Genomic DNA, 19,396 nt, shown 5'->3' with positions numbered 1-19,396 from the left:
CACGCTTGTCACTTCGTGTACTGCGCTGCCCCCCGAGGGGGCCTTCGCGTCTTGGGGCGGCCCGGCGACGCTCATCAACCGGCCCTCTTGTTCAAGATGGCCGTGGCGGCCCGCGAATTCGGCTTGCGTTGCAGGAAGTCGCTGATGTACTTGCCCGCGTCGATCAGCTTGTCCAGGTCGATGCCGGTGTCTATGCCCATCCCGTGAAGCATATACACCACGTCTTCGGTTGCCACGTTGCCGGTGGCCCCCTTGGCATAGGGGCAGCCCCCCAGGCCGGCGGAAGAAGTGTCGAACTGCCACACACCCATCTCCAGGGATGCCAGCGTGTTGCCCAACGCCTGGCCATAGGTGTCGTGGTAATGGCCGGAGATGTCGTCGATGTCGTAATGCTTGAGTGCGGCTTCCAGGGCTCGCTGGATCTTGACCGGCGTGCCGACGCCGATGGTGTCGGCCACGCCGACGTGCTGCACGCCGATCTGCTTCATCAGGCGCGCCACCATCTCGACGCGTTCGGGCGCGACCTCGCCTTCATAGGGGCAGCCCACCGCGCATGAAATCGCGGCCCGGGTGTAGATGCCCTTGGCCCTGGCCGCCTCGACGACGGGCGCGAAGCGCTCTATGCTTTCCTCGATCGAGCAGTTGATGTTGCGCTGGCTGAAGGCTTCGCTGGCCGCGCCGAACACCACGATCTCATCGGGCTTGCTGGCAAGCGCCGCTTCGAAACCCTTCATGTTGGGCGTGAGTACCGAGTAGCGAACGCCCGGCTTGCGCTGGATGCCGGCCATGACCTGGGCGTTGTCGGCCATCTGCGGCACCCATTTGGGCGAGACGAAGCTGGTGACCTCGATTTCCTTGAGCCCGGCGTCCTGCAGGCGGTGCACCAGGCCGATCTTGACCTCGGCCGGCACCGGCTCCTTCTCGTTCTGCAGGCCGTCGCGCGGGCCCACATCGACCAGTTTGACTTTGGTAGGCAGTTTCATAGGACTTCAGTATCCACGGGTTGGGTCAACCACACCGGCGATGGGTTCTCCCCGCTCCAGGGCCAGGATCTTCCCCGTGATCTGCGCAATGCTCTCCTCGCGCAGGGTACGGGCCGAGGTGTGCGGCGTGACGGTGATCTTGGGATGGCGCCAGAACGGATGCCCCTCCGGCAGCGGTTCGGTGCGGAACACGTCCAGCGCGGCCCCAGCCAGGTGGCCGCTGTCGAGCAGGGCGATCAGGTCATCGTCCACCAGGTGCGCTCCCCGCGCGACATTGATCACATAGCCGCCCGGCATCAGCCGCGACAGGCTGCGCGCGTTCATGATGTCCTGGGTTTCGGGCGTCAGGGGCAACAGGCACACCAGAACCCGCGTGGCAGCCTGGAACGCGTCGAACTGCTCCTGGCCGGCGTAGCAACGCACACCCGGCACGGTCTTGGGCGTGCGGCTCCACCCCAGCACCGGGAACTCGAAATGCGCCACGGCCTGCGCCACCCGTTCTCCCAGCACGCCCAGGCCCATGATGCCCACAGGAAACTCCACCCGTTGGCGGGGCCGGCGATACGACCATGCACCGTGGCGAACGTCGTCCTCGTAGCAATCGAGCTCGCGGAAATGGCGGATCAGGGCATGGCAGACGAACTCGGCCATCTGCACCGCCATGCCGCCGTCATCGATGCGCACCACCTTGGCAGAGGCAGGCAGCTTCAGCTTCATCAGCGCGTCCACACCCGCGCCTATATTGAAGATGCCCTTGAGCCGCGACTGCTCGTCCAGGAACTGCTGCGGCGGCGCCCAGACCACGGCGTGATCGGCTTGCGGCGCGCCGGGCGCCCACTCTTCGACGATGGCCTCGGGCAGCGCCGCCCGCAGGCCTTGGAGCCAGGGCGCGGGTTTCGACTCGGTCAGGCAGACGGTGATACGCATGGGTGTATTTTGCTATTCGATCTTCAGGAGTTCGGCCCCTTCCGCAACCTGGTCCCCGGGGGCGTACATGAGCTCGGCGACGACCCCGTCGGCCGGTGCTGCGATGGTGTGCTCCATCTTCATCGCCTCCAGCACGGCCAGCGCCTGGCCCTTGCTGACTTGGTCGCCGGCCTTGACGGCGAACGAGACCACCTTGCCGGGCATGGGCGCCGTGAGCCGGCCGGTTTCCGCAGCGGCTTCGCCGGCATGGGCCAGCAGGTCGATATTCATGATCTGCGTCGCGCCGCGTTCGCTGAAGACGTGATCGGATTCGCCATGGGCATAGACCGCCGCCAGCAGGCGCTGGCCGGCGAAATGGATATCCAGCCCCTGGGGCGTCTCCGAGAACGCCAACGCGCCGGAAACGTTGCCCACCGTCAGGCTGAGCGCGCCGTCATGCAGATAGGTGAGCGCGGCCTTGGCGGGCTCACCGTGGAACTCGAACTGGAACTGCCGCACCGCCGGACCATGCGAACGCCAGCCGTCACGGCGGCTGAACGGGTCGGCACCTTCGAGGGTCTTTTCCTGCACCAGGGCCTGGGCGATGGCGGCGGCCGCGGCCAGCGGCAATCCCAGCGTCTCCTGGTTGAACAGCACCGCCTGCTCGCGCTGGATCAATGCGGTGTCCAGATCGGCCTCGGCGAACGAGCGGCTGCGCACGACGTGGCGCAGGAACTGCACGTTGGTCGCCAGGCCCACGATGTGGGTCTGCGCCAGCGCCTCGTCCAAGTGGGCCAGCGCCTGCTCGCGCGTGTCGCCATGCACGATGAGCTTGGCGATCATGGAGTCGTAGAAAGGCGAGATGGCATCGCCTTCGCGCACGCCGTCGTCGATGCGGGTCAAGCCTCTTTCGAATGCTGTGCACGCCGGCTTGCGATAGACCAGCAGGTGGCCCGTGGCCGGCAGGAAGTTGTTGTCGGGGTTCTCGGCGCAAATCCGCGCCTCGATGGCATGGCCGTGGATGCGCAGTTGCTCCTGCTTCAGGGGCAGCGATTCACCGAAAGCCACGCGCAGCTGCCACTCCACCAGGTCCTGCCCGGTGATGGCCTCGGTCACGGGATGCTCCACCTGCAGCCGGGTGTTCATCTCCATGAAGAAGAAGTTCATCTCGCCGCCTTCGCGCTGCTCGACGATGAACTCCACCGTACCGGCGCCCACGTACTTGACGGCCCGCGCCGCCGCCACCGCGGCCTCGCCCATCTGCCTGCGCAAGGCCTCCGTCATGCCCGGCGCAGGCGCCTCTTCCAGGACTTTCTGGTGGCGCCGCTGCACCGAGCAATCGCGCTCGAACAGGTAAACGTAGTTGCCCTGGCTGTCGCCGAAGACCTGGATCTCGATATGGCGCGGGCGCTGCACGTATTTCTCGATCAGCACCGCGTCGTCACCGAAACTGTTGATCGCCTCGCGCTTGCACGAAGCCAGCGCGGCCTCGAAGTCTTCGGCCTTGTCCACGGCCCGCATGCCCTTACCGCCGCCGCCCGCGCTGGCCTTGATCAGCACCGGGTAGCCGATACGGCCAGCCTCTTTCTTCAGCAGGGCCGCATCCTGGTTGGCTGCGTGATAGCCCGGAACCAGCGGCACGCCGGCCTTCTCCATCAGCTGCTTGGACTCGGCCTTCAGGCCCATGGCCTGGATGGCCGAGGGCGGCGGCCCGATGAACACCAGACCGGCATCGGCGCAGGCCTGCGCAAACTCTTCGTTCTCGCTCAGGAAGCCGTAACCCGGGTGCACCGCCTGGGCGCCGGTGGCTTTGGCCGCCTCGATGATGCGATCCCAGCGCAGGTAGCTTTCCTTGGGTGCGCTGCCGCCTATGTGGACCGCCTCGTCGCAGACCGTCACATGCTTGGCGTGGGCGTCGGCGTCGGAATACACGGCAACGGTCTTCACGCCCATGCGCCTGGCCGTGGCGGCAACGCGGCAGGCAATCTCGCCGCGGTTCGCGATCAGTATTTTTCTGAACATTGGGGTCCTAACTTCCTTGGGGCGAGCGCTTGCCCGCGAAAAAATCGTTCACTCGGCGGAATACGACACGCAGGAACTTGATCAGCATCACCATCAGCACCACGGCCAGGATCAGGGTCAGGACCAGGGCGACGGCGAAGATCACCGGGTGCGTGGCGGACAGCCACAGCATGAAGATGACGAACCCATCTTCGAAAAGCGACACCGCGACATTGGAGAATGGTTCGGGCGAGGTGTTCACGGCCGCTCGCGTGGTCATCTTGGCGGTGTGGCTGGCGGCCGCCAAACCGCCCCCCAGCAGCGCAGCCATCCAGGCCATCGCCTGACTGTCCGCGCCGAAGGCGGCAGCGGCCAGCGCCGCGCCCGCCGGGATGCGGATCACCGTATGAACCGTGTCCCACAGCGAGTCCAGCAACGGGATCTTGTCGGCAAAGAATTCGACGAAGCACATGAAGCCGCTGGCCGCCAGCACGGCCGGGTGCTGCAGCACCTTCAAGCCGTGCGGCAAATCGATGTAGCCCATGTAGCCGGCCGCGCCGGCCAGCAGCACCGCCGCGTACAACCGGATGCCGCTGGCCCATCCGAGCGCAGCCGCCAGCGCCAGCACCTGGGGTGCGTCGACGAGATTGCGCAAGGCGTCCATGTTGCAGGCCTAGAGCAGCCACGAGGGCTTGCGTTTCTCCAGGAACGACTGCACGCCTTCGCGGCCCTCGTCGCTGACGCGGATGTCGGCGATGCCTTCCACGGTCATGGTGATCAGCGCCGTTGATATCTTCCGGCCCGCCACGTCGTGCAGCAGCTGCTTGCAGGCCTTCACCGCCGCGGGGCCGTTCCTCACCAGCGTCTGCGCGATGGCGGCCACCTTCGCATCGAGCTCCTGCGCCCCCACCACCTCGTGCACGAATCCGATGCGCAAGGCCTCGGCCGCGCCGAAGGGCTCGGCGGTAAGGAAGTAACGATGGGCGGCGCGCGGACCCATGGCGCGGATCACGTAGGGGCTGATGGTCGCCGGGATCAGCCCCAGCCGCACCTCGCTCAGGCAGTACTGGGCGGTGTCCACCGACACCGCGACGTCGCAGGCCGCGACCAGGCCGGTGCCGCCCGCGTACACGTCGCCCTGGATGCGGGCGATGGTGGGCTTGGGACATTCGTAGATGACGCGCATCATCCGGGCCAAGGCTTCGGCGTCGGCCAGGTTCTCGGCACGGTCGTAGTCCGCCATGCGCTTCATCCAGTTCAGGTCGGCCCCGGCGCAGAATGCCGTGCCGTTGGCGGCCAGCACGATGCAACGAACCTCTTCGCGCTCCGCCAGTTCCAGGAAGACTGCAGTCAACTCGGTGATGACCTCGTCGCTGAATGCGTTGCGCACTTCCGGGCGATTGAGCGTGACGGTCGCCACCCCGGATTCGAAACGCAGTTCAAGGTGTTTCATGGAAATCCCTTCAGTAGCGCTTGGCTACTTCTTCCAGCATCACTTCGGTGGCGCCGCCGCCGATGGCCAGCACCCGGGCATCGCGCCAGAGCCGTTCTATAGCGGTCTCGCGGATGTAGCCCATGCCGCCGTGGAACTGCTGGCAGGTCTGGACCACTTCATTGACGAGCTCGCCGGTGAGCGCCTTCAGCATCGACACATCCTGCACGATGTCGTGGCCCTGCGTGACGCGCCAGGCACAGTGATACATGAATTGTCGCGCGGCACGGGTCTTGGCGTCCAGCATCGACAGGCGCTGGCGGATGGTCTGCTGGCTCCACAGCACCTCGCCGAAGGCCTGGCGCTGCCGCACATAGTCCAGCGTGAGCTTGAGCGCCTGCTGGCAGTGGCCCACGGCCATGGCAGCCAGCGCTATGCGCTCGGTCTGGAAGTTCTTCATCACCGAATAGAAGCCCCGGCCCTCTTCGCCCAGCAGATTGCCGGCGGGGATGCGCACGTTGTCGAGAATCAGCTCGGCGGTATCCGACGACAGCCAGCCGGTCTTCTTGAGCGCCCGCCCCACGGAAAAGCCCGGCGTGCCCTTTTCCACGATAAACATGGACATGTCGCGCTTGCCGGTGCCGGTCTTGGCGGCGATGAAATACAGGTCGGCGTGGACGCCGTTGGTGATGAACATCTTGGTGCCGTTGAGCACCCATTCATTCCCTTCGCGCTTGGCCGTCGTGCGGATGCCCGCCACGTCGGAACCCGCGCCCGGCTCGGTGATGCCCACCGCCGTGATCAGCTCGCCGGCAATCACGCGGCGCAGGTACTTCTCCTTCTGCGCCGCATTGCCCGCGTGATGCAGGTGCGGGCTGGCCATGTCGGTGTGGACCAGCACGGTGATGATGAAACCGGCGAAGGTGGATTGCGACAGGGCCTCTGCGAACACCAGGTTGGTGAGCGCGTCGGCCTCCGCGCCGCCATACGCGCCCTCGTACATCAACCCGAACAGGCCGGCCTGGCCCATGCGGCGCAGCACCTCGCGCGGAACGAAGCCCTGCTCTTCCCAGACAGCGGCGTGCGGCTCGACTTCCTTGGCGATGAACTTCGCGACCTGGTCGCGCAGCAGCTCGTGGTCGGGGTTGTCGTAAATGGAAGTATTGGACATGATCATGCCTCCCGACGAGCCGCCTCTAGGGAGGCATGCGCCCCCTCGGGGGGCAGAGAACGAATGTGAACGTGGGGGCCCATGTTTACATGCGGAAGACGCCGAACTTCGGCTCGGGGATGGGCGCGTTGAGCGAGGCCGACAGGCCCAGCGCCAGCACCCGGCGCGTGTCGGCGGGATCGATCACGCCGTCGTCCCACAGCCGCGCGCTGGAAAAATAGGGATGCGACTGCTCGGCGAACTGGTCGAGCAGCGGCTGCTTGAAAGCGGCTTCCTCCTCCGTGCTCCAGCTGCCGCCCTTGGCCTCGATCGCATCGCGCCGCACGGTGGCCAGCACTGACGAAGCCTGCTCGCCGCCCATGACGCAGATGCGGGCGTTGGGCCACATCCAGAGGAAGCGCGGCGAATAGGCGCGGCCACACATGCCGTAGTTGCCCGCGCCGTAGCTGCCGCCGATGATCACGGTGAACTTCGGCACGCTGGCCGTGGCCACCGCCGTCACCATCTTGGCGCCATGGCGGGCGATGCCTTCGCTCTCGTACTTGCGGCCGACCATGAAGCCGGTGATGTTCTGCAGGAAGATGAGCGGCACCTTGCGCTGGCAGCACAACTCGATGAAGTGCGCGCCCTTCTGCGCCGATTCGCTGAACAGGATGCCGTTGTTGGCGATGATGCCCACCGGCATGCCTTCGATATGGGCGAAGCCGCAGATGAGGGTGATGCCGAAGCGCTGCTTGAACTCGTGGAACTCGGAGCCGTCGACGATGCGGGCGATGATCTCGCGCACGTCGTACGGCTTGCGCACGTCGATCGGCACCACGCCGTACAGCTCCTTGGTGTCGAACTTGGGCGGCCGGGGCTCGCGCAATTCCACCGCCACATCCTTGCCCCGGTTCAGCGTGGCCACGGCCTGCCGCGCCAGCGCCAATGCATGCATGTCGTTTTGCGCCAGGTGGTCGGCGACGCCCGACAGGCGCGTGTGCACGTCGCCGCCGCCCAGGTCCTCGGCGGTCACCACTTCGCCGGTCGCGGCCTTCACCAACGGCGGGCCGCCCAGGAAAATCGTGCCCTGGTTCTTGACGATGATGGTTTCGTCGCTCATGGCCGGCACATAGGCACCGCCGGCCGTGCAGGAACCCATCACCACCGCGATCTGGGCGATGCCCTGCGCGCTGAGGTTGGCCTGGTTGTAGAAGATACGGCCGAAATGGTCGCGATCGGGAAACACCTCGTCCTGATTGGGCAGGTTGGCGCCGCCCGAATCGACCAGGTAGATGCAGGGCAGGCGGTTCTGCTGCGCCACTTCCTGCGCCCGCAGGTGCTTTTTCACCGTCATCGGGTAGTAGGTGCCGCCTTTCACCGTGGCGTCGTTGCAGACGATCACGCAATCGATGCCGCTGACACGGCCAATGCCGGCGATCACCCCGGCGCAGGGCGCATCCCCGTTGTACATGCCGTGCGCGGCGAGCGGCGCCAGTTCCAGGAACGGCGTGCCGGGGTCCAGCAGCATCTGGACCCGGTCGCGCGGCAGCAGCTTGCCCCGCGCCACATGGCGGGCCCGGGGAATATCGCCGCCGCCGGCGGCGGCCCTGGCGATCTGGGCGTTCAGGTCTTCCACCAGGGCGCGCATGGCGGCGGCGTTGGCCTGGAAGTCGGCGGACCGGGGATTGAGTTGTGTCTCCAAAGCGGGCATGTCGTGTTCTCGCGTGGTTCCGGGCATCGTAGCGCGGCGGCCCTGTTCGCGCTGCCTCATCCGTCGCCAGCAAGGTTGCAAATCCTGCCATGGTGTTGCAGACTTGGCGGATGCCACGCGCCGCCTCCCGCCAAGCTGCGGTCCCTCCTTCCGCCGCCACACCCATGGCCTTTGCCCGAGTTATGGTGGCGGCCTACCAGCGCCAGGGACAGAACCCGGCCGACGCCCTGGGACTGGCACAGATCACGCCATCTAAACTACAGCAAATCGATGCCCGTATCACGGCGCATCAGATGGAGGTTCTGTCCGGCGCGGCCATGCAGGAGCTGGATGACGAAGGCCTCGGCGCATTCAGCCGCAAACTCCCCTGGGGCAGCTACGGCATGTTGGCACGCGCCTCGCTGACCTCGCCCGACCTGGGCGTCGCGCTGAAGCGCTGGTGCCGGCACCATGCACTGCTGACGCAGGACATCCACCTGGAGCTGTTGGAAAGCGCTGCAGGCGCGGCCATCGTCATCGAGGAACGTGCCGATCTGGGCCGCCACGGGCAAGCGGCGCGCGAGTTCTGCCTGGTGCACGTGCTGCGCAACATCCACGGCCTGGCCAGCTGGTACATCGATTCGCGCATTCCACTGCTGGCCGCGCGCTTCCCCTTTCCCGCGCCGCCGCACGCCGAGGCGTATCGCTTCATGTTTCCCGGCCCGCCGACCTTCGATGCCGCGCGCGCCGAGATTCGCTTCGATGCCCGCTACCTGGCCCTGCCGCTGCGCCGCGACGAGAAGGCGCTGAAGCAGATGCTGCAGCGCGCGCTGCCGCTCACGGTGCTGCAATACCGGCGCGATCGGCTGCTGGTGCAGCAGGTGCGGCAGGCCCTGACGGCGCATCCGGAGCAAACGCACAGCGCGGAGGGTATTGCCGAGCTGCTGCACATGTCGGCACGCACTTTGCACCGGCAGCTCAAGGAGGAAGGCGCGAGCCTGCAAGAGTTGAAGGACGAGGTGCGCTGCGAACGCGCGAAGGAATTGCTCTACCGCAGCGGGAAGCCGGTGAAACAGGTGGCGGCGGCGGTGGGGTTTCGCAACGAGAAGAGTTTCATTCGGGCGTTCCGCCAGTGGACGGGGGCCAGTCCGGCCGAGTTTCGGCTTGCTGCCGGGATGTGACTATGGATCAGGTACACCGTTGGATGTATTGCACCGGCGGATGGGTCAGCCTATAGCTTGTGCCTGTCTGCAGTGGCGCGGTCCCGGGAAGAAGGAGATGCCAAATGCGCAATTACGCCGTGCTGGGGGGTCTGTGGTTGTTTGTTGGCGCCATCTCGGCAGCGACGCTGCCCGACTCTTCTCGACCGCCGCCGGATCCCAGTGCCGCCCGGCCTGGGCGCCTCGCCGACCGCGACAACGACCGCATTTCGGACGGCTTGCAGGCATCCTTGGCGACGGCCCGGCCGGGCGACCTGTTCCGGGTCATCGTTACCCACGACGGGCCCGGCAATGCGGCAACCGCCCGCCAGGCGGTGGGCCCTTTCACACTCCACCGCGAGTTCAAGATCATCAACGGCTTTGCGGCCACGATGACCGCGGCCCAGATCCGGGCGCTGACCCAGCGAGCGGGGGTGTTTCGAATCGAGGAGGATGCGCCCGTATCGATCAAGCTGGATGCCGCCCGGCCCGACTTTGGCATCGATACCGCCCGGGCGAGCTTCGGCGTCAGCGGCACCGGCATCCGGGGCTGCATCGTCGATACCGGTGTGGACCGCAATCACGAGCAGTTGAACACCGTCGCCGCGATTCCCTTTTATGACGCGGTCAATGGCGCGACGGAGGCCTATGACGACAACGGTCACGGCACCCACGTGGCATCGATCGCGTTCGGCGACGGCACGGGCGGCTCCGGCGCGGACCGCTACAGGGGCGTGGCCCCGGGCGTCGCCATCCATGCCGCCAAGGTGCTGAATGCATCTGGCTCCGGTTCGGAAAGCCAGGTGATCGCCGGAATCGAATGGTGCGTGGCGCAAAGCGTTCACATCATTTCAATGAGCCTGGGCACCGCGGCGGCCTCGGATGGCGATGACGCGCTGAGCCGGGCCGCCAACGCGGCCGTGGCCAGCGGCGTCGTCGTCGTGGTTGCCGCCGGCAATTCCGGCGATGCGCCGGGTACGGTGGGCGCCCCCGGCGCAGCGGCCCAAGCCATCACTGTCGGGGCATGTGCCGACCGCTCGGCGCCGCCGGGCTCGCCCAACCACTCGGACGGCATCTATCTGACGCCCTTTTCCAGCCGCGGACCGACACTGGACGGCCGCATCAAGCCCGACATCTGCGCGCCCGGCCATAGCATCACGGCCGCGAAAGCCGGTACCGTCAACGGCTACGTCACGTACAGCGGCACCTCGATGGCGACACCCTTCGTCGCCGGCACGATCGCCCTGGGGCTGCAGGCGGGGCCCATGTCACCCACGCAGGTGCGCCAGAACCTGGAATCGACAGCGCAGGACCGCGGCCCCCCCGGCAAGGACAACGACTGGGGCGCTGGATTGATCGACGGCTACGCCTTCGTGGCGAAGAGCAAGGGCGTGGCAAGTTACGAGCCGACCATATTTCCGGCCTACCAGCGCATTTCGGCGAGCGTGGCGGATCACGGCCTCTGGACTCACAGCTTCCCGATAGCCGCCGCCGACCTCGGCGTTCCCATCGGCGCGGCCGTCACCATCAACGGACAGGTCAAGTGCACGCTGTTCCTCTTAGGCATCTGTTTCGGGGAACAGTGGGACCCGGACCTCGAAGCCAGACTGATGGACCCCAACGGCGTGGTGCTGGCCGAAAGCACTTGCCTGGCCGGCAACGAATGCGGAGCCATGGGTCGCCAGGAAACACTGCATGCGATGCCCACCGTGGCGGGGAACTACACGATCCAGGTTTTTCCGGCCAGCGACAGCGGCAACCTGGGCAAGGGCGGGAGTTTCTTTCTGGACCTTTCGACCGGTCCGCTCGCCACCGTTGCCGGCAATCCAGCGGTGCATGTGGAAACCATGACCCCGAGCAGTACTGCCGTGAAGAACGGGTGGAAGGCAACGATCACCATCACGCTGCACTACACCGGCGAAGGGTTGTCCCAGCCGGCCGCGACGATCAGCGGCACCTGGAGCGATGGCTTCAGCGGGACTTCTTCCTGCACCACCACGAACGGGCAATGCAGCGTGACCAGCGGCAACATCTCCAAACGCAAGGCCAGTACGACCTTTACCGTGACCAACGTCATCGGGCCGATTACCTATCAACCGGGCAGCAACCACACCACCAGTGCCACGGCATCCAGGCCCTGACGTTTTTCTAAATGAGCCAGCCGGGCACCGCCCGCTCCAACGCGTCCCGCATGCGGCGCACATGCGATCCATGCCAATAGATCCTGCCGCATACAGGGCAGCGCCGCACCGGTCCTGGGATTCCGCGCACCCCGGGCGGTAGCAGCCGTTCCGCCGCTTCCTCGTCGAGCGGCGGCGGCAGCAAGGTGTTGCAAAGCATGCAGCGAGTGAAAAGCTCCGCCGGCGCCGCAAGATCCAGCGCAGTGACCAGTTCCCGCAGTTGCTCCAGCGGTGCGTCCTGGCGAATTTCGTGAGCAAGCCGGGGCCGCAGTTCCCGTAATAGATGCCTGTCGCGCGTGAGCAGGACCCGTCCCTCGTCTTTCGCCAGCCGCACCAGGTCGGGATCGGCAAGCTCAGCGTCGTAGGTGGTGTCGAAGCCCAGCACCCGCATCCAGCGCGCCAGCCGGCCAAGCATGGCATCGGCGGCGAAACGAGGCGTGGTGGTCTGGGCCATTGCATTCCTACGTGCGGCCGCAAGCTTGTCCGACAGCACGAGCAGGGACTGTTTCGTTATGAAAGGACACCTATTTTCCTCAAGGGGAACCGAATGAAGATCCCAGCTTTGATCACCGTCGTTGCGCTCGCCTGCGGCGTGGCCTTCTCCGCGCAAGCCGCCACAAGCTCTGCCGATAGCAGCAAGCGCGGCGCTGTCGTCGCCGAAAACCGGTCCCAAGCCAAGGGCGAGGGCCTGGGCGCCAAGACCAAGCGTGCCTTCCACCGTATGGGCGACCAGATGCGCAGTGCCGGCCACAAGGTCTCCAAGGCCACGGGCACCGACAAGTCGGCCACCAACGACACGCGCAGCATGGGCGCCCCGGGCGCAACCCAGCAGGACCAGGCTCGTCAAGTCCGCATGGATGAGGCTTACAACAACTGGAAGTCCAGGCAGAAGTAAGACTCCTGGCCTCGTCGCTTCATTGGACGTGAACGATGAGGTTACTGCTGCGGCGCGTAACGTCTTGTTGATGACGTGAATCGTTTGTCGTTGACCCTTACAGTTCGCGGCATGCAGTACACCTACTTCCCCAATTCGAACGTCCGTGAACTCCTTGTCGCTGCGGCGCTGGAGCGTTACCAGGCCAGCTGGGATGAATTGCTGGGCTCCTGGTTCGATCGCGAGCTCTACCGTGCGGTCAACGCCGACTTCGACAACCTGCGCAATCTCATGGCGGCGTTGCCGCAGTTTTCCGAGGACCTCGTCCAGGTGGTGATGCGCCACGCCCAGTTGCTGCTGGCGATCGCCAAGCCCACGCCACCCCAACCCAAGGCAGCCGGCCTGGCCGCCTTGCGGCAAAAACACAGCACCGCGATCCAGAGCGCACGCGGCAAGTGCCTGCGGCCAGCATCACCGTAGCGCCGCGCCACTGCGCCAGAGCCCGGGCGCAACGCCGTACTCGGTCTTGAATGCGCGGCTGAACGATGCTTCCGACTCGTAGCCCACGGCCTCGGCCACGCGAATGATGCTGCTGCGCTCATTGCACAGCAAGCGCGCCGCGACGGCCAGCCGCCAGCGCTTCAGGTATTGCATGGGCGGCATGCCCACGAGCTCGCTGAAACGCTCGGCCAGGACGCTGCGCGAACTGTGGGCCTCCTGGGCCAAGGCCTCCAGCGACCAGTCGCGCGCGGGCTGGCCGTGCATCAGGGCCAGGCAGCGCCCGACCTGCGGGTCGCGCAGGCCCGCCAGCCAGCCGCGTTCCCGCGCAGGCACCGTTTCGATGTAGCCGCGCAGCGCTTCGACAAACAGCGATTCGGCCACCTTGGCCGCGACGGCTGTCGATCCGGGCCGGCCCGAAGCGGCTTCGCCCAGCGCAAAGCGGATCGACTGCTCGATCCAGGCGCCGGAAGGACGCTGCCGCACCTGGGAACGGAAAATCTTCGGAAGCGCCGCCGCGAGCGGATTGGACGCCCCGCGCTCATAGGCGAACCAGCCGCACACGACCACCGTCCGATCGCCGTCGCCGCCATAGCGAATGAGGTTGAGATCAGGTAGCTTGACTTGCACGACATGGTCGAGGTCCATGGGCGCATGCCGCAAACCACTGCCGATGAGGTGGGAGTCGCCGTGCGGCATCACCACCACGTCACCGGCTTCCAGCGCCATCGCTTCGCCGTCGTGCAGCTGTATCCAACAGCGCCCTTCCAGCACCATGTGGAGAATGGCCAAATTCTCGGCCCCGGGGCAAAGAATGCTCGCGAAGTCCGAGCCCCGTGGCGCGCTCACACACCAGGGTTCATGGAATTCGCCGTTGAGGAACAGTGCGCCCTCCAGGCGGATCATCTGCAGCACATCGGACAGCACGTCCATCGGCGATTCTCCCTGTCAGCCCGGCAGCGGCGTTTCGGTCATCAATTCAGGACGGCGGGACAGGCTTTCCCCGCGTCCTGGCGCGCATCATCAATCCGTTGCAATTATCAACGCCCACGCGAAGGAGCACCCCATGACCCCGGAAAATCGAGAACTTGTCATCCTGATGACCCGCGGAGCCGACCACGAGCTCTCCTCCGTCGCCTTCACCATCGCTTGCGGCGGCATCACCTCCGGCCTCAAGGTCTGCGCCTTTCTCACCAGCTCGGCCGTGGATCTGGTCCGGCGCCGCAGCGTCGAGATAACGCATGTGCCGCCGCTGGATCCGCTGAAGACCCTGATGGAGGACTTCATGGGCCGCGGCGGAACCATCATCGCCTGCCCGCCCTGCGTGAAGGCGCGCGGCTACACCCAGGAAGACCTGATCGAGGGGGTGACCATCGCCGGCGCCAGCGTCATCCACGAGAAACTCAAAGCGGGCGCGGCCAGCTTGAGTTTCTGAAACGATTTATTGCGCCCCACGCCGTCCGGGATTCAGACCTTGGGCCCCTTCATAACCTCGGATTCCATGGCGGCATTCCGCTCCTCACTGGCCTCGATGGGCTCCATGTCCTCGTCGACGGAAGCGGCCGCTCGTTCTGCAGCCGCCTTCATTTCGGAAGCGGTGGCGTCGAGTCCTTCTTCGACGTCGCCTGGGGGCTCCAGCATGTCTTCAAGCATGGCCGCCAGCTCCGGTGTGTCCCACGGCTGGCCATGCTGCACTTTCTTCTTTATGTAGTGCCTGACTTCTGCGTCTTGCTCCGCGGTCAAGGGAAGTCCGCGGAAGGTACTTTCAGGGTCGATATCGGGCATGGTGTTCTCCCGGGATCCGTCGCGCTTCGAGTGTAGCCCTATTGCGGGGTCTTTCTGGCGCCCCTACCACAGCGGCTTGCTGAGCCGCTGCGCGAACGAGGAGAACATCAGATTGAAGCTGATGCTGATTCTCTCGTCATTGCCCCTGTTGGCATCGACGGAGTGCTCCAGCCAGGAAGGGAACAAGAGCAGCGTGCCATCGCTCACGCGAACCACGACTTGATCCGTGTTCTCCGCCGTGAGTTCGACAACCGGCGGCCGGATGACACTGGCCTGCTTCCGGGGATCGTGAAAATTGATCGTGTCGGCGCCTTCGCCCGTGCGAACGTAGTAGACGCCGCTCAGAAAATTGTTGGGGTGGCTGTGCAGCTTGTGGGATGCGCCGGGCGCCAGAACGGTGGCCCAGCAACCTGTGATCTCGCACTCCTCGGTCCCGATGCGCAGGAATCGCAGGACGCTCGCCGTACAGTGCTCGATGCACGAAACGAGTTCCCGCATCGTCTCGTGTTCATGGAGATCCTGTGCCGATTGCCAGCCTTGGCCCGGTTCGAGCGCGGGGGCGTCTGGCCTCATGTCGGCCAGCGCCTTCAGGATCGGCGAGCACATGGCGTCACGCAAGCCCGGCTCGATCCTGGTCTTCCAGACAAAGCTGGGAAACATCGAAATGACCTCCGACGCTTCCGACCATCGACGACTGTCTTTGTCCATGTGTGACCGCCGCGGGCGAACCGAGCCCGAGATCATTGGACCCTGAAGACCCTGGCGGAGTTCTCGGAAGCGAGGAACCTACAATCGTCCGCAGTCGCCCACGTACAGGAGTCCCAATGATTGTCGAGCGAATCTGGACCGGCAACGCGCTGCGCAACTTCAACTACCTGGTGGCCTGCCCGGACACCGGGGAAGCCCTTGCGATCGACCCGCTGGACCATGAAAAGACGCTGGCGACCGCCCGGGTCAAGGGCTGGCAAATCACCCAGATCCTGAACACCCACGAGCACCACGACCACATCGGCGGCAACGCGGCCGTGGTGGCCGCCACCGGCGCCAAGGTGATCGCGCACCATCGCGCCGCCAGGCTCATCCCGGGCGTCGACCGCGGCGTCAAGGCCGGCGACGTGATCAAGGTCGGCAAGCGCGTCGAGCTCGAGTGCATGGACACGCCGGGTCACACGATGTGCCATATCTGCCTGCGCTCGCACACCGACCAGCCGGCCCTGTTCTCGGGCGATACGCTGTTCAACGCGGGTGCCGGCAACGTGCATAACGGCGGCAATGTGGAGGCGCTCTATGCCACCTTCGTCGAGCAGCTGGGCAAGTTGCCTCCCAACACCCTGGTCTACCCGGGCCACGACTACATCGAGAACAACCTGCGATTCACCTTGGCACGCGAACCGGGCAACGCGGCGGCGCGAACGATGCTGCCGGAGGTGACCGGCCACGATCCGGCGAAGTCGACCGTCACGACGCTCGCCGACGAGAAGCGGATCAATACTTTCATGCGGCTGGACAGCCCAGGTGTGATCGCCCGCCTGCGCGAAGACTTTCCCGAGCTGCCGGACAAGCCCGACGCGAAGACGGTTTTCACCAAGTTGCGGGAACTGCGCAACAAGTGGTGAGCCGGCACCAGGCCGGCCCTCGAGTCGCTATTGCGGCTCGATCTTCGCGTCCTTGATCGCCTTCGCCCACTTCGCGGCTTCCAGCTTGCTGCGCTGGGCCAATGCCTCGGGCGTTCCGGGTTCGACCGCGAAACCGATGGCCGCAAACTTCTCCTGGATGTCCTTGCTTTGCGCCGCCGCATTCACCGCCTGGTTGAGCTTGGCGACTATGTCGGGCGGGGTGCCCGCCGGCACAAACACGGCGAAGTAGGCGATCAGCTCGTAGTCTTTCAGGCCCAAGGCTTCGTTGACCGTGGGCAGCTCGGGAATCGCCGGCGAGCGCTTGGTCGACGTCACGGCCAGGCCGCGGATCTTGCCGGCCTTGACCTGGGGCAGCATGACTGCGAAGTCCGCGGTGAACAGCATGACCTGGCCGCCGATGAGGTCGGTCATGGCGGCCGGACCGCTCTTGTAGGGGACGTTGGTCATCTTGATGCCCGCCATGCCGGCGAGCATTTCGGTGGACACCAGCTGCGAGGTGCTGGCACTGGCAAAGGTGACATGGTCCGGCTTGGCCTTGGCCAGATCGACCACCTCGCGCAAGGTCTTGGCCGGCACATCGTTGTTGACGGCGACGATCAGCGGCACCGAACCCATGTAGGCCACCGGCACGAAGGCGGTGTCCTGGTCATAGGGGAGCTTTTTCATCAAGCTCTTGAGTGCGGCGTTGGTGCTGTTGGTCCCGATCAGGATGGTGTAGCCGTCGGGTGGCGACTTGGCCACGGCATCGGCGCCCAGCATGCCGTTGACGCCGGGCTTGTTGTCGACAATGATGGTTTGCCCCAGCGTTTCCTGCATCTTGGCTGCGAATGCGCGCCCGATTTGGTCCGTGGCACTGCCCGCGGCAAAAGGCACGACGGCCTTGATGGTCTTGTTCGGATACGGCTGGGCCAGCGCGGCGGAAGTGCCGAGCACGGCAGCGAACAGCACGGCCAGGGAACGGAAAGCAAGGCGCATCGGGATCTCCTGTTGAACTTGTACGACAAGTTTAGGGCAGATCGTAGGGCGGATCGGCATCCAGGGAGACATCGAGAATGGCGAAGCCCAACGTCTTGCCGTGCGCATCCAGGGCCAATGACCGGGTCACTCCACCGCCCAGCGCATCGTTCATGACGAAATGCACCGCGCCCAGATGAGGCAGCGGATAGCGCTGGACCGAACCGTGCACAACGCCGCGGTAATGGGCTTGCACACGCTCGGCCGTCAGCACGCGTTCCAGGAGCGGGTAGTCCGCCGGGTCGCGGGCAATCACGCTGAGCGTGGCCCGGTTGCCCTTGTCGCCCGAACGGGCCGTTGCGATGTCGCGCACCTTCATTTCACAACTCCAATATGTGGCATTCCGGCCCGACGGCATCGCGCGGAATCAGGGCCGAGGCAGCCGCGACGACTTCACGGACCGACTGCGTCACGCCTCCACCGCCCGCCGGGCCGTTGAGGTACATGGCTTCCACTTCCCGACCCACCTCCTCGGCCTGGGCGCGAGTCGCGGTGCGCACCGCCAGACGGACCCGCACCTCGTAAGGCTCGCGATCCGCGCCCAGTGCGGGTCCATGCATGGCATTGACGCCGATCAGTTCGGCTCGATGCTCCAGCGCATCGAGCCCCAGCCGCTGCAGGCGCCGCTTCAGTACCGCCAGCGCCAACTCGCCGCGTGCGCGGGCACCGGGCCCGGCATAAGAGATTTGACCCTCGCCGATATATCCGTCCCGGTAGCCCAGCGTCACTTTCAGGCTGTGAGGCCGCGGATGCCCGGTGGCGCCCTCGACACGCACGCGGTCGCGTCCCTGCTCGGTCAGTCGCACGGCGGAAAAATCCGCCACCACGTCCGGCTGCAGGTAGCGGCTCGGGTCTTCCAGTTCGTAGAGGAGCTGGGCGGTGCAGGTAAGCCGGTCGATCCGCCCGCCCGTGCCAGCCAGCTTGGTGATGACGATCTGGCCGTCGGCGCTCACCTCGGCCAGGGGGAAGCCGACCTCCGCCAGTTCGGGCACGTCCACGTAGCCCGGGTCCGCAATGTAGCCGCCACTGACCTGGGCCGCGCACTCCAGCAGATGGCCGACCACGATCCCCTGCCCCATTCGCTGCCAGTCGTCGGCCTTCCAGCCGAAGTGCTGCATCAGCGGCGCGAGGAACAGCGCCGGATCGGCCACCCGCCCGGTGATCACCACATCGGCGCCCGATTGCAGCGCCGACAGCAAGGCATCGGCGCCAAGATAAGCATTGGCCGATATGAGCCGGCCATCCAGGCTGCGAACGGTTTGATCTGAATCCAGCAGGGGCACGTCATGCTCACGCATCCAGGGCAACACGTCGTCGCCCGTCACCACGGCCACCCGCAGGCGGGAGAGCCCGAGCTCGCGCGCGACCTGCAGCACCGCGTCGCCGGCTGCAAGGGGATTCGCCGCACCCATATTGGTGATTACCGTGATCCTCCGCTTCACGCAAGCGGGCAGCACCGCGCGCATCCGCTCTTTCAGCAACGGGTCGTAGCCCTGCAGTGGGTCCTGGGCCCGGCGCAGTTGCGCCAGGGCAATCGTGCGCTCAGCCAGGCATTCGAAAACCAGTGCATCGAGTTCGCCGCGCTCGGCCAGGTCCTGCGCAGGATCGATCCGGTCGCCGGAATAGCCGGCCCCTGAGCCGATCCGATAAGATTTCATCTACCCATTATTGACCCACACAGGGGCCGGCTCAAACCGGCCCGTGCAGGCCCTTGAGCCCTATCCATGCGGCAGCGATGGCCACGTTGAACGGCACGCTCAAGCCACCGATCACATAAAACAGTGTGGCCAGGGTCGTGGCCTCCAGGATCAGCTCGACCACGCTGCCCAGGGCGTAGAACCCGAGGCCCCACCACAGCCATCGCAGGACATAGATGGGCAGCCAGCGGGCCTGCTCGCGGTTGTGGCGTACGGCCGCGGCGCGCTCGAACAGATTGCCCGTGCCCATGTCCTTGAACAGCCAGTCGAAGAAGAAGTAGCGATACAGCAGGGTGTGAAAGGCCGGTTTGTCCACGATGGCCCCCTCGGTGGTAAACAGGTGCATT

General features: G+C 65.7%; 21 protein-coding genes. 6 read left to right on the top strand and 15 right to left on the bottom strand.

Annotated elements, in window-relative coordinates:
• Nucleotides 1–74: 74 nt before the first annotated feature.
• From HNE04_RS23680 to HNE04_RS23650, 7 genes are all read right to left on the bottom strand, one after another.
• A complete protein-coding gene (locus HNE04_RS23680) occupies nt 75–983 on the bottom strand; it encodes a hydroxymethylglutaryl-CoA lyase (RefSeq protein ID WP_172224977.1) in 909 nt (302 codons plus the stop codon).
• A gap of 6 nt (nt 984–989) precedes the next feature.
• The gene (locus HNE04_RS23675; protein ID WP_172224974.1) at nt 990–1,910 is read right to left on the bottom strand and encodes a 2-hydroxyacid dehydrogenase; all 921 of its coding nucleotides are present in this window, start codon (nt 1,908–1,910) and stop codon (nt 990–992) included.
• Nucleotides 1,911–1,922: 12 nt separating this feature from the next.
• A complete protein-coding gene (locus tag HNE04_RS23670) occupies nt 1,923–3,911 on the bottom strand; it encodes an acetyl/propionyl/methylcrotonyl-CoA carboxylase subunit alpha (RefSeq protein WP_172224971.1) in 1,989 nt (662 codons plus the stop codon).
• 7 nt (nt 3,912–3,918) lie between these two features.
• Nucleotides 3,919–4,554, bottom strand: coding sequence for a DUF4126 domain-containing protein (locus HNE04_RS23665; RefSeq protein WP_172224968.1), 636 nt, complete (start codon nt 4,552–4,554; stop codon nt 3,919–3,921).
• Between the two features lie 9 nt (nt 4,555–4,563).
• Nucleotides 4,564–5,343: an enoyl-CoA hydratase/isomerase family protein gene (locus tag HNE04_RS23660; RefSeq protein WP_172224965.1), complete on the bottom strand. Its 780-nt coding sequence runs from the start codon at nt 5,341–5,343 to the stop codon at nt 4,564–4,566.
• Between the two features lie 10 nt (nt 5,344–5,353).
• Nucleotides 5,354–6,493 carry an acyl-CoA dehydrogenase family protein gene (locus tag HNE04_RS23655; protein ID WP_172224962.1) on the bottom strand — a complete coding sequence of 380 codons (1,140 nt, stop codon included), beginning with the start codon at nt 6,491–6,493 and terminating at the stop codon, nt 5,354–5,356.
• Between the two features lie 85 nt (nt 6,494–6,578).
• On the bottom strand, nt 6,579–8,186 hold the full coding sequence (locus HNE04_RS23650) for a carboxyl transferase domain-containing protein (RefSeq protein ID WP_172224959.1): 1,608 nt from the start codon (nt 8,184–8,186) through the stop codon (nt 6,579–6,581).
• A 110-nt stretch (nt 8,187–8,296) separates the two neighbouring features.
• Here HNE04_RS23650 and HNE04_RS23645 point away from each other — a divergent pair, with 110 nt between their 5' ends.
• Both HNE04_RS23645 and HNE04_RS23640 read left to right on the top strand, forming a co-directional pair.
• Nucleotides 8,297–9,346, top strand: coding sequence for an AraC family transcriptional regulator (locus tag HNE04_RS23645; RefSeq protein ID WP_172224956.1), 1,050 nt, complete (start codon nt 8,297–8,299; stop codon nt 9,344–9,346).
• Between the two features lie 104 nt (nt 9,347–9,450).
• Entirely contained in the window at nt 9,451–11,505 is a 2,055-nt protein-coding gene (locus tag HNE04_RS23640) for a S8 family serine peptidase (RefSeq protein ID WP_172224954.1), read from the top strand.
• Nucleotides 11,506–11,512: 7 nt separating this feature from the next.
• On the opposite strand, the gene HNE04_RS23635 is transcribed toward HNE04_RS23640, so the two are convergent.
• A complete protein-coding gene (locus HNE04_RS23635; RefSeq protein WP_172224952.1) occupies nt 11,513–11,998 on the bottom strand; it encodes a Mut7-C RNAse domain-containing protein in 486 nt (161 codons plus the stop codon).
• 93 nt (nt 11,999–12,091) lie between these two features.
• On the opposite strand from HNE04_RS23635, the gene HNE04_RS23630 reads away from it, so the two are divergent.
• On the top strand, nt 12,092–12,439 hold the full coding sequence (locus HNE04_RS23630; RefSeq protein ID WP_172224950.1) for a hypothetical protein: 348 nt from the start codon (nt 12,092–12,094) through the stop codon (nt 12,437–12,439).
• A 111-nt stretch (nt 12,440–12,550) separates the two neighbouring features.
• Entirely contained in the window at nt 12,551–12,898 is a 348-nt protein-coding gene (locus HNE04_RS23625; RefSeq protein WP_172224948.1) for a hypothetical protein, read from the top strand.
• On the opposite strand, the gene HNE04_RS23620 is transcribed toward HNE04_RS23625, so the two are convergent.
• Nucleotides 12,890–13,849: an AraC family transcriptional regulator gene (locus tag HNE04_RS23620; RefSeq protein ID WP_172224946.1), complete on the bottom strand. Its 960-nt coding sequence runs from the start codon at nt 13,847–13,849 to the stop codon at nt 12,890–12,892. The genes HNE04_RS23625 and HNE04_RS23620 overlap by 9 nt on opposite strands.
• 133 nt (nt 13,850–13,982) lie before the next feature.
• On the opposite strand from HNE04_RS23620, the gene HNE04_RS23615 reads away from it, so the two are divergent.
• A complete protein-coding gene (locus HNE04_RS23615) occupies nt 13,983–14,351 on the top strand; it encodes a DsrE family protein (protein ID WP_172224944.1) in 369 nt (122 codons plus the stop codon).
• Nucleotides 14,352–14,383: 32 nt separating this feature from the next.
• Here HNE04_RS23615 and HNE04_RS23610 read toward each other — a convergent pair whose 3' ends face one another.
• Both HNE04_RS23610 and HNE04_RS23605 read right to left on the bottom strand, forming a co-directional pair.
• Nucleotides 14,384–14,701 (bottom strand): hypothetical protein, encoded by a 318-nt coding sequence (locus HNE04_RS23610; protein ID WP_172224942.1) that lies wholly within the window; start codon nt 14,699–14,701, stop codon nt 14,384–14,386.
• Between the two features lie 63 nt (nt 14,702–14,764).
• Nucleotides 14,765–15,409, bottom strand: coding sequence for a 2OG-Fe(II) oxygenase family protein (locus tag HNE04_RS23605; RefSeq protein ID WP_172224940.1), 645 nt, complete (start codon nt 15,407–15,409; stop codon nt 14,765–14,767).
• A 116-nt stretch (nt 15,410–15,525) separates the two neighbouring features.
• Here HNE04_RS23605 and HNE04_RS23600 point away from each other — a divergent pair, with 116 nt between their 5' ends.
• Nucleotides 15,526–16,317 (top strand): hydroxyacylglutathione hydrolase, encoded by a 792-nt coding sequence (locus tag HNE04_RS23600; protein ID WP_172224937.1) that lies wholly within the window; start codon nt 15,526–15,528, stop codon nt 16,315–16,317.
• A gap of 27 nt (nt 16,318–16,344) precedes the next feature.
• Here HNE04_RS23600 and HNE04_RS23595 read toward each other — a convergent pair whose 3' ends face one another.
• The 4 genes from HNE04_RS23595 to HNE04_RS23580 are packed head-to-tail and all read right to left on the bottom strand — an operon-like array spanning nt 16,345 to nt 19,395.
• The gene (locus HNE04_RS23595; protein ID WP_172224934.1) at nt 16,345–17,313 is read right to left on the bottom strand and encodes a Bug family tripartite tricarboxylate transporter substrate binding protein; all 969 of its coding nucleotides are present in this window, start codon (nt 17,311–17,313) and stop codon (nt 16,345–16,347) included.
• Nucleotides 17,314–17,344: 31 nt separating this feature from the next.
• Nucleotides 17,345–17,671 (bottom strand): AtuA-related protein, encoded by a 327-nt coding sequence (locus HNE04_RS23590; RefSeq protein ID WP_172224932.1) that lies wholly within the window; start codon nt 17,669–17,671, stop codon nt 17,345–17,347.
• A 1-nt stretch (nt 17,672) separates the two neighbouring features.
• Complete coding sequence (locus HNE04_RS23585; RefSeq protein WP_172224929.1) at nt 17,673–19,010, bottom strand: acyclic terpene utilization AtuA family protein; 1,338 nt, start codon at nt 19,008–19,010, stop codon at nt 17,673–17,675.
• A gap of 31 nt (nt 19,011–19,041) precedes the next feature.
• Nucleotides 19,042–19,395: a hypothetical protein gene (locus HNE04_RS23580; RefSeq protein WP_207717704.1), complete on the bottom strand. Its 354-nt coding sequence runs from the start codon at nt 19,393–19,395 to the stop codon at nt 19,042–19,044.
• Nucleotide 19,396 lies beyond the last annotated feature (1 nt).

Origin of the sequence: Caenimonas soli (assembly GCF_013155545.1) — a bacterium.
GTDB lineage: Bacteria > Pseudomonadota > Gammaproteobacteria > Burkholderiales > Burkholderiaceae_C > Ramlibacter > Ramlibacter soli.
This window is presented reverse-complemented; position numbering and strand designations above follow the sequence as displayed.

Excerpts from the sequence above, each read along its gene's own strand:
- HNE04_RS23585 (WP_172224929.1), bottom strand. The coding sequence starts at position 19,010 with ATGAAATCTTATCGGATCGGCTCAGGGGCCGGCTATTCCGGCGACCGG.
- HNE04_RS23605 (WP_172224940.1), bottom strand. The coding sequence starts at position 15,409 with ATGGACAAAGACAGTCGTCGATGGTCGGAAGCGTCGGAGGTCATTTCG.
- HNE04_RS23590 (WP_172224932.1), bottom strand. The coding sequence starts at position 17,671 with ATGAAGGTGCGCGACATCGCAACGGCCCGTTCGGGCGACAAGGGCAAC.
- HNE04_RS23650 (WP_172224959.1), bottom strand. The coding sequence starts at position 8,186 with ATGCCCGCTTTGGAGACACAACTCAATCCCCGGTCCGCCGACTTCCAG.
- HNE04_RS23620 (WP_172224946.1), bottom strand. The coding sequence starts at position 13,849 with ATGGACGTGCTGTCCGATGTGCTGCAGATGATCCGCCTGGAGGGCGCA.
- HNE04_RS23655 (WP_172224962.1), bottom strand. The coding sequence starts at position 6,493 with ATGTCCAATACTTCCATTTACGACAACCCCGACCACGAGCTGCTGCGC.
- HNE04_RS23600 (WP_172224937.1), top strand. The coding sequence starts at position 15,526 with ATGATTGTCGAGCGAATCTGGACCGGCAACGCGCTGCGCAACTTCAAC.
- HNE04_RS23635 (WP_172224952.1), bottom strand. The coding sequence starts at position 11,998 with ATGGCCCAGACCACCACGCCTCGTTTCGCCGCCGATGCCATGCTTGGC.
- HNE04_RS23580 (WP_207717704.1), bottom strand. The coding sequence starts at position 19,395 with ATGCACCTGTTTACCACCGAGGGGGCCATCGTGGACAAACCGGCCTTT.
- HNE04_RS23670 (WP_172224971.1), bottom strand. The coding sequence starts at position 3,911 with ATGTTCAGAAAAATACTGATCGCGAACCGCGGCGAGATTGCCTGCCGC.
- HNE04_RS23665 (WP_172224968.1), bottom strand. The coding sequence starts at position 4,554 with ATGGACGCCTTGCGCAATCTCGTCGACGCACCCCAGGTGCTGGCGCTG.
- HNE04_RS23680 (WP_172224977.1), bottom strand. The coding sequence starts at position 983 with ATGAAACTGCCTACCAAAGTCAAACTGGTCGATGTGGGCCCGCGCGAC.
- HNE04_RS23615 (WP_172224944.1), top strand. The coding sequence starts at position 13,983 with ATGACCCCGGAAAATCGAGAACTTGTCATCCTGATGACCCGCGGAGCC.
- HNE04_RS23640 (WP_172224954.1), top strand. The coding sequence starts at position 9,451 with ATGCGCAATTACGCCGTGCTGGGGGGTCTGTGGTTGTTTGTTGGCGCC.
- HNE04_RS23630 (WP_172224950.1), top strand. The coding sequence starts at position 12,092 with ATGAAGATCCCAGCTTTGATCACCGTCGTTGCGCTCGCCTGCGGCGTG.
- HNE04_RS23645 (WP_172224956.1), top strand. The coding sequence starts at position 8,297 with ATGCCACGCGCCGCCTCCCGCCAAGCTGCGGTCCCTCCTTCCGCCGCC.
- HNE04_RS23675 (WP_172224974.1), bottom strand. The coding sequence starts at position 1,910 with ATGCGTATCACCGTCTGCCTGACCGAGTCGAAACCCGCGCCCTGGCTC.
- HNE04_RS23660 (WP_172224965.1), bottom strand. The coding sequence starts at position 5,343 with ATGAAACACCTTGAACTGCGTTTCGAATCCGGGGTGGCGACCGTCACG.
- HNE04_RS23610 (WP_172224942.1), bottom strand. The coding sequence starts at position 14,701 with ATGCCCGATATCGACCCTGAAAGTACCTTCCGCGGACTTCCCTTGACC.
- HNE04_RS23595 (WP_172224934.1), bottom strand. The coding sequence starts at position 17,313 with ATGCGCCTTGCTTTCCGTTCCCTGGCCGTGCTGTTCGCTGCCGTGCTC.
- HNE04_RS23625 (WP_172224948.1), top strand. The coding sequence starts at position 12,551 with ATGCAGTACACCTACTTCCCCAATTCGAACGTCCGTGAACTCCTTGTC.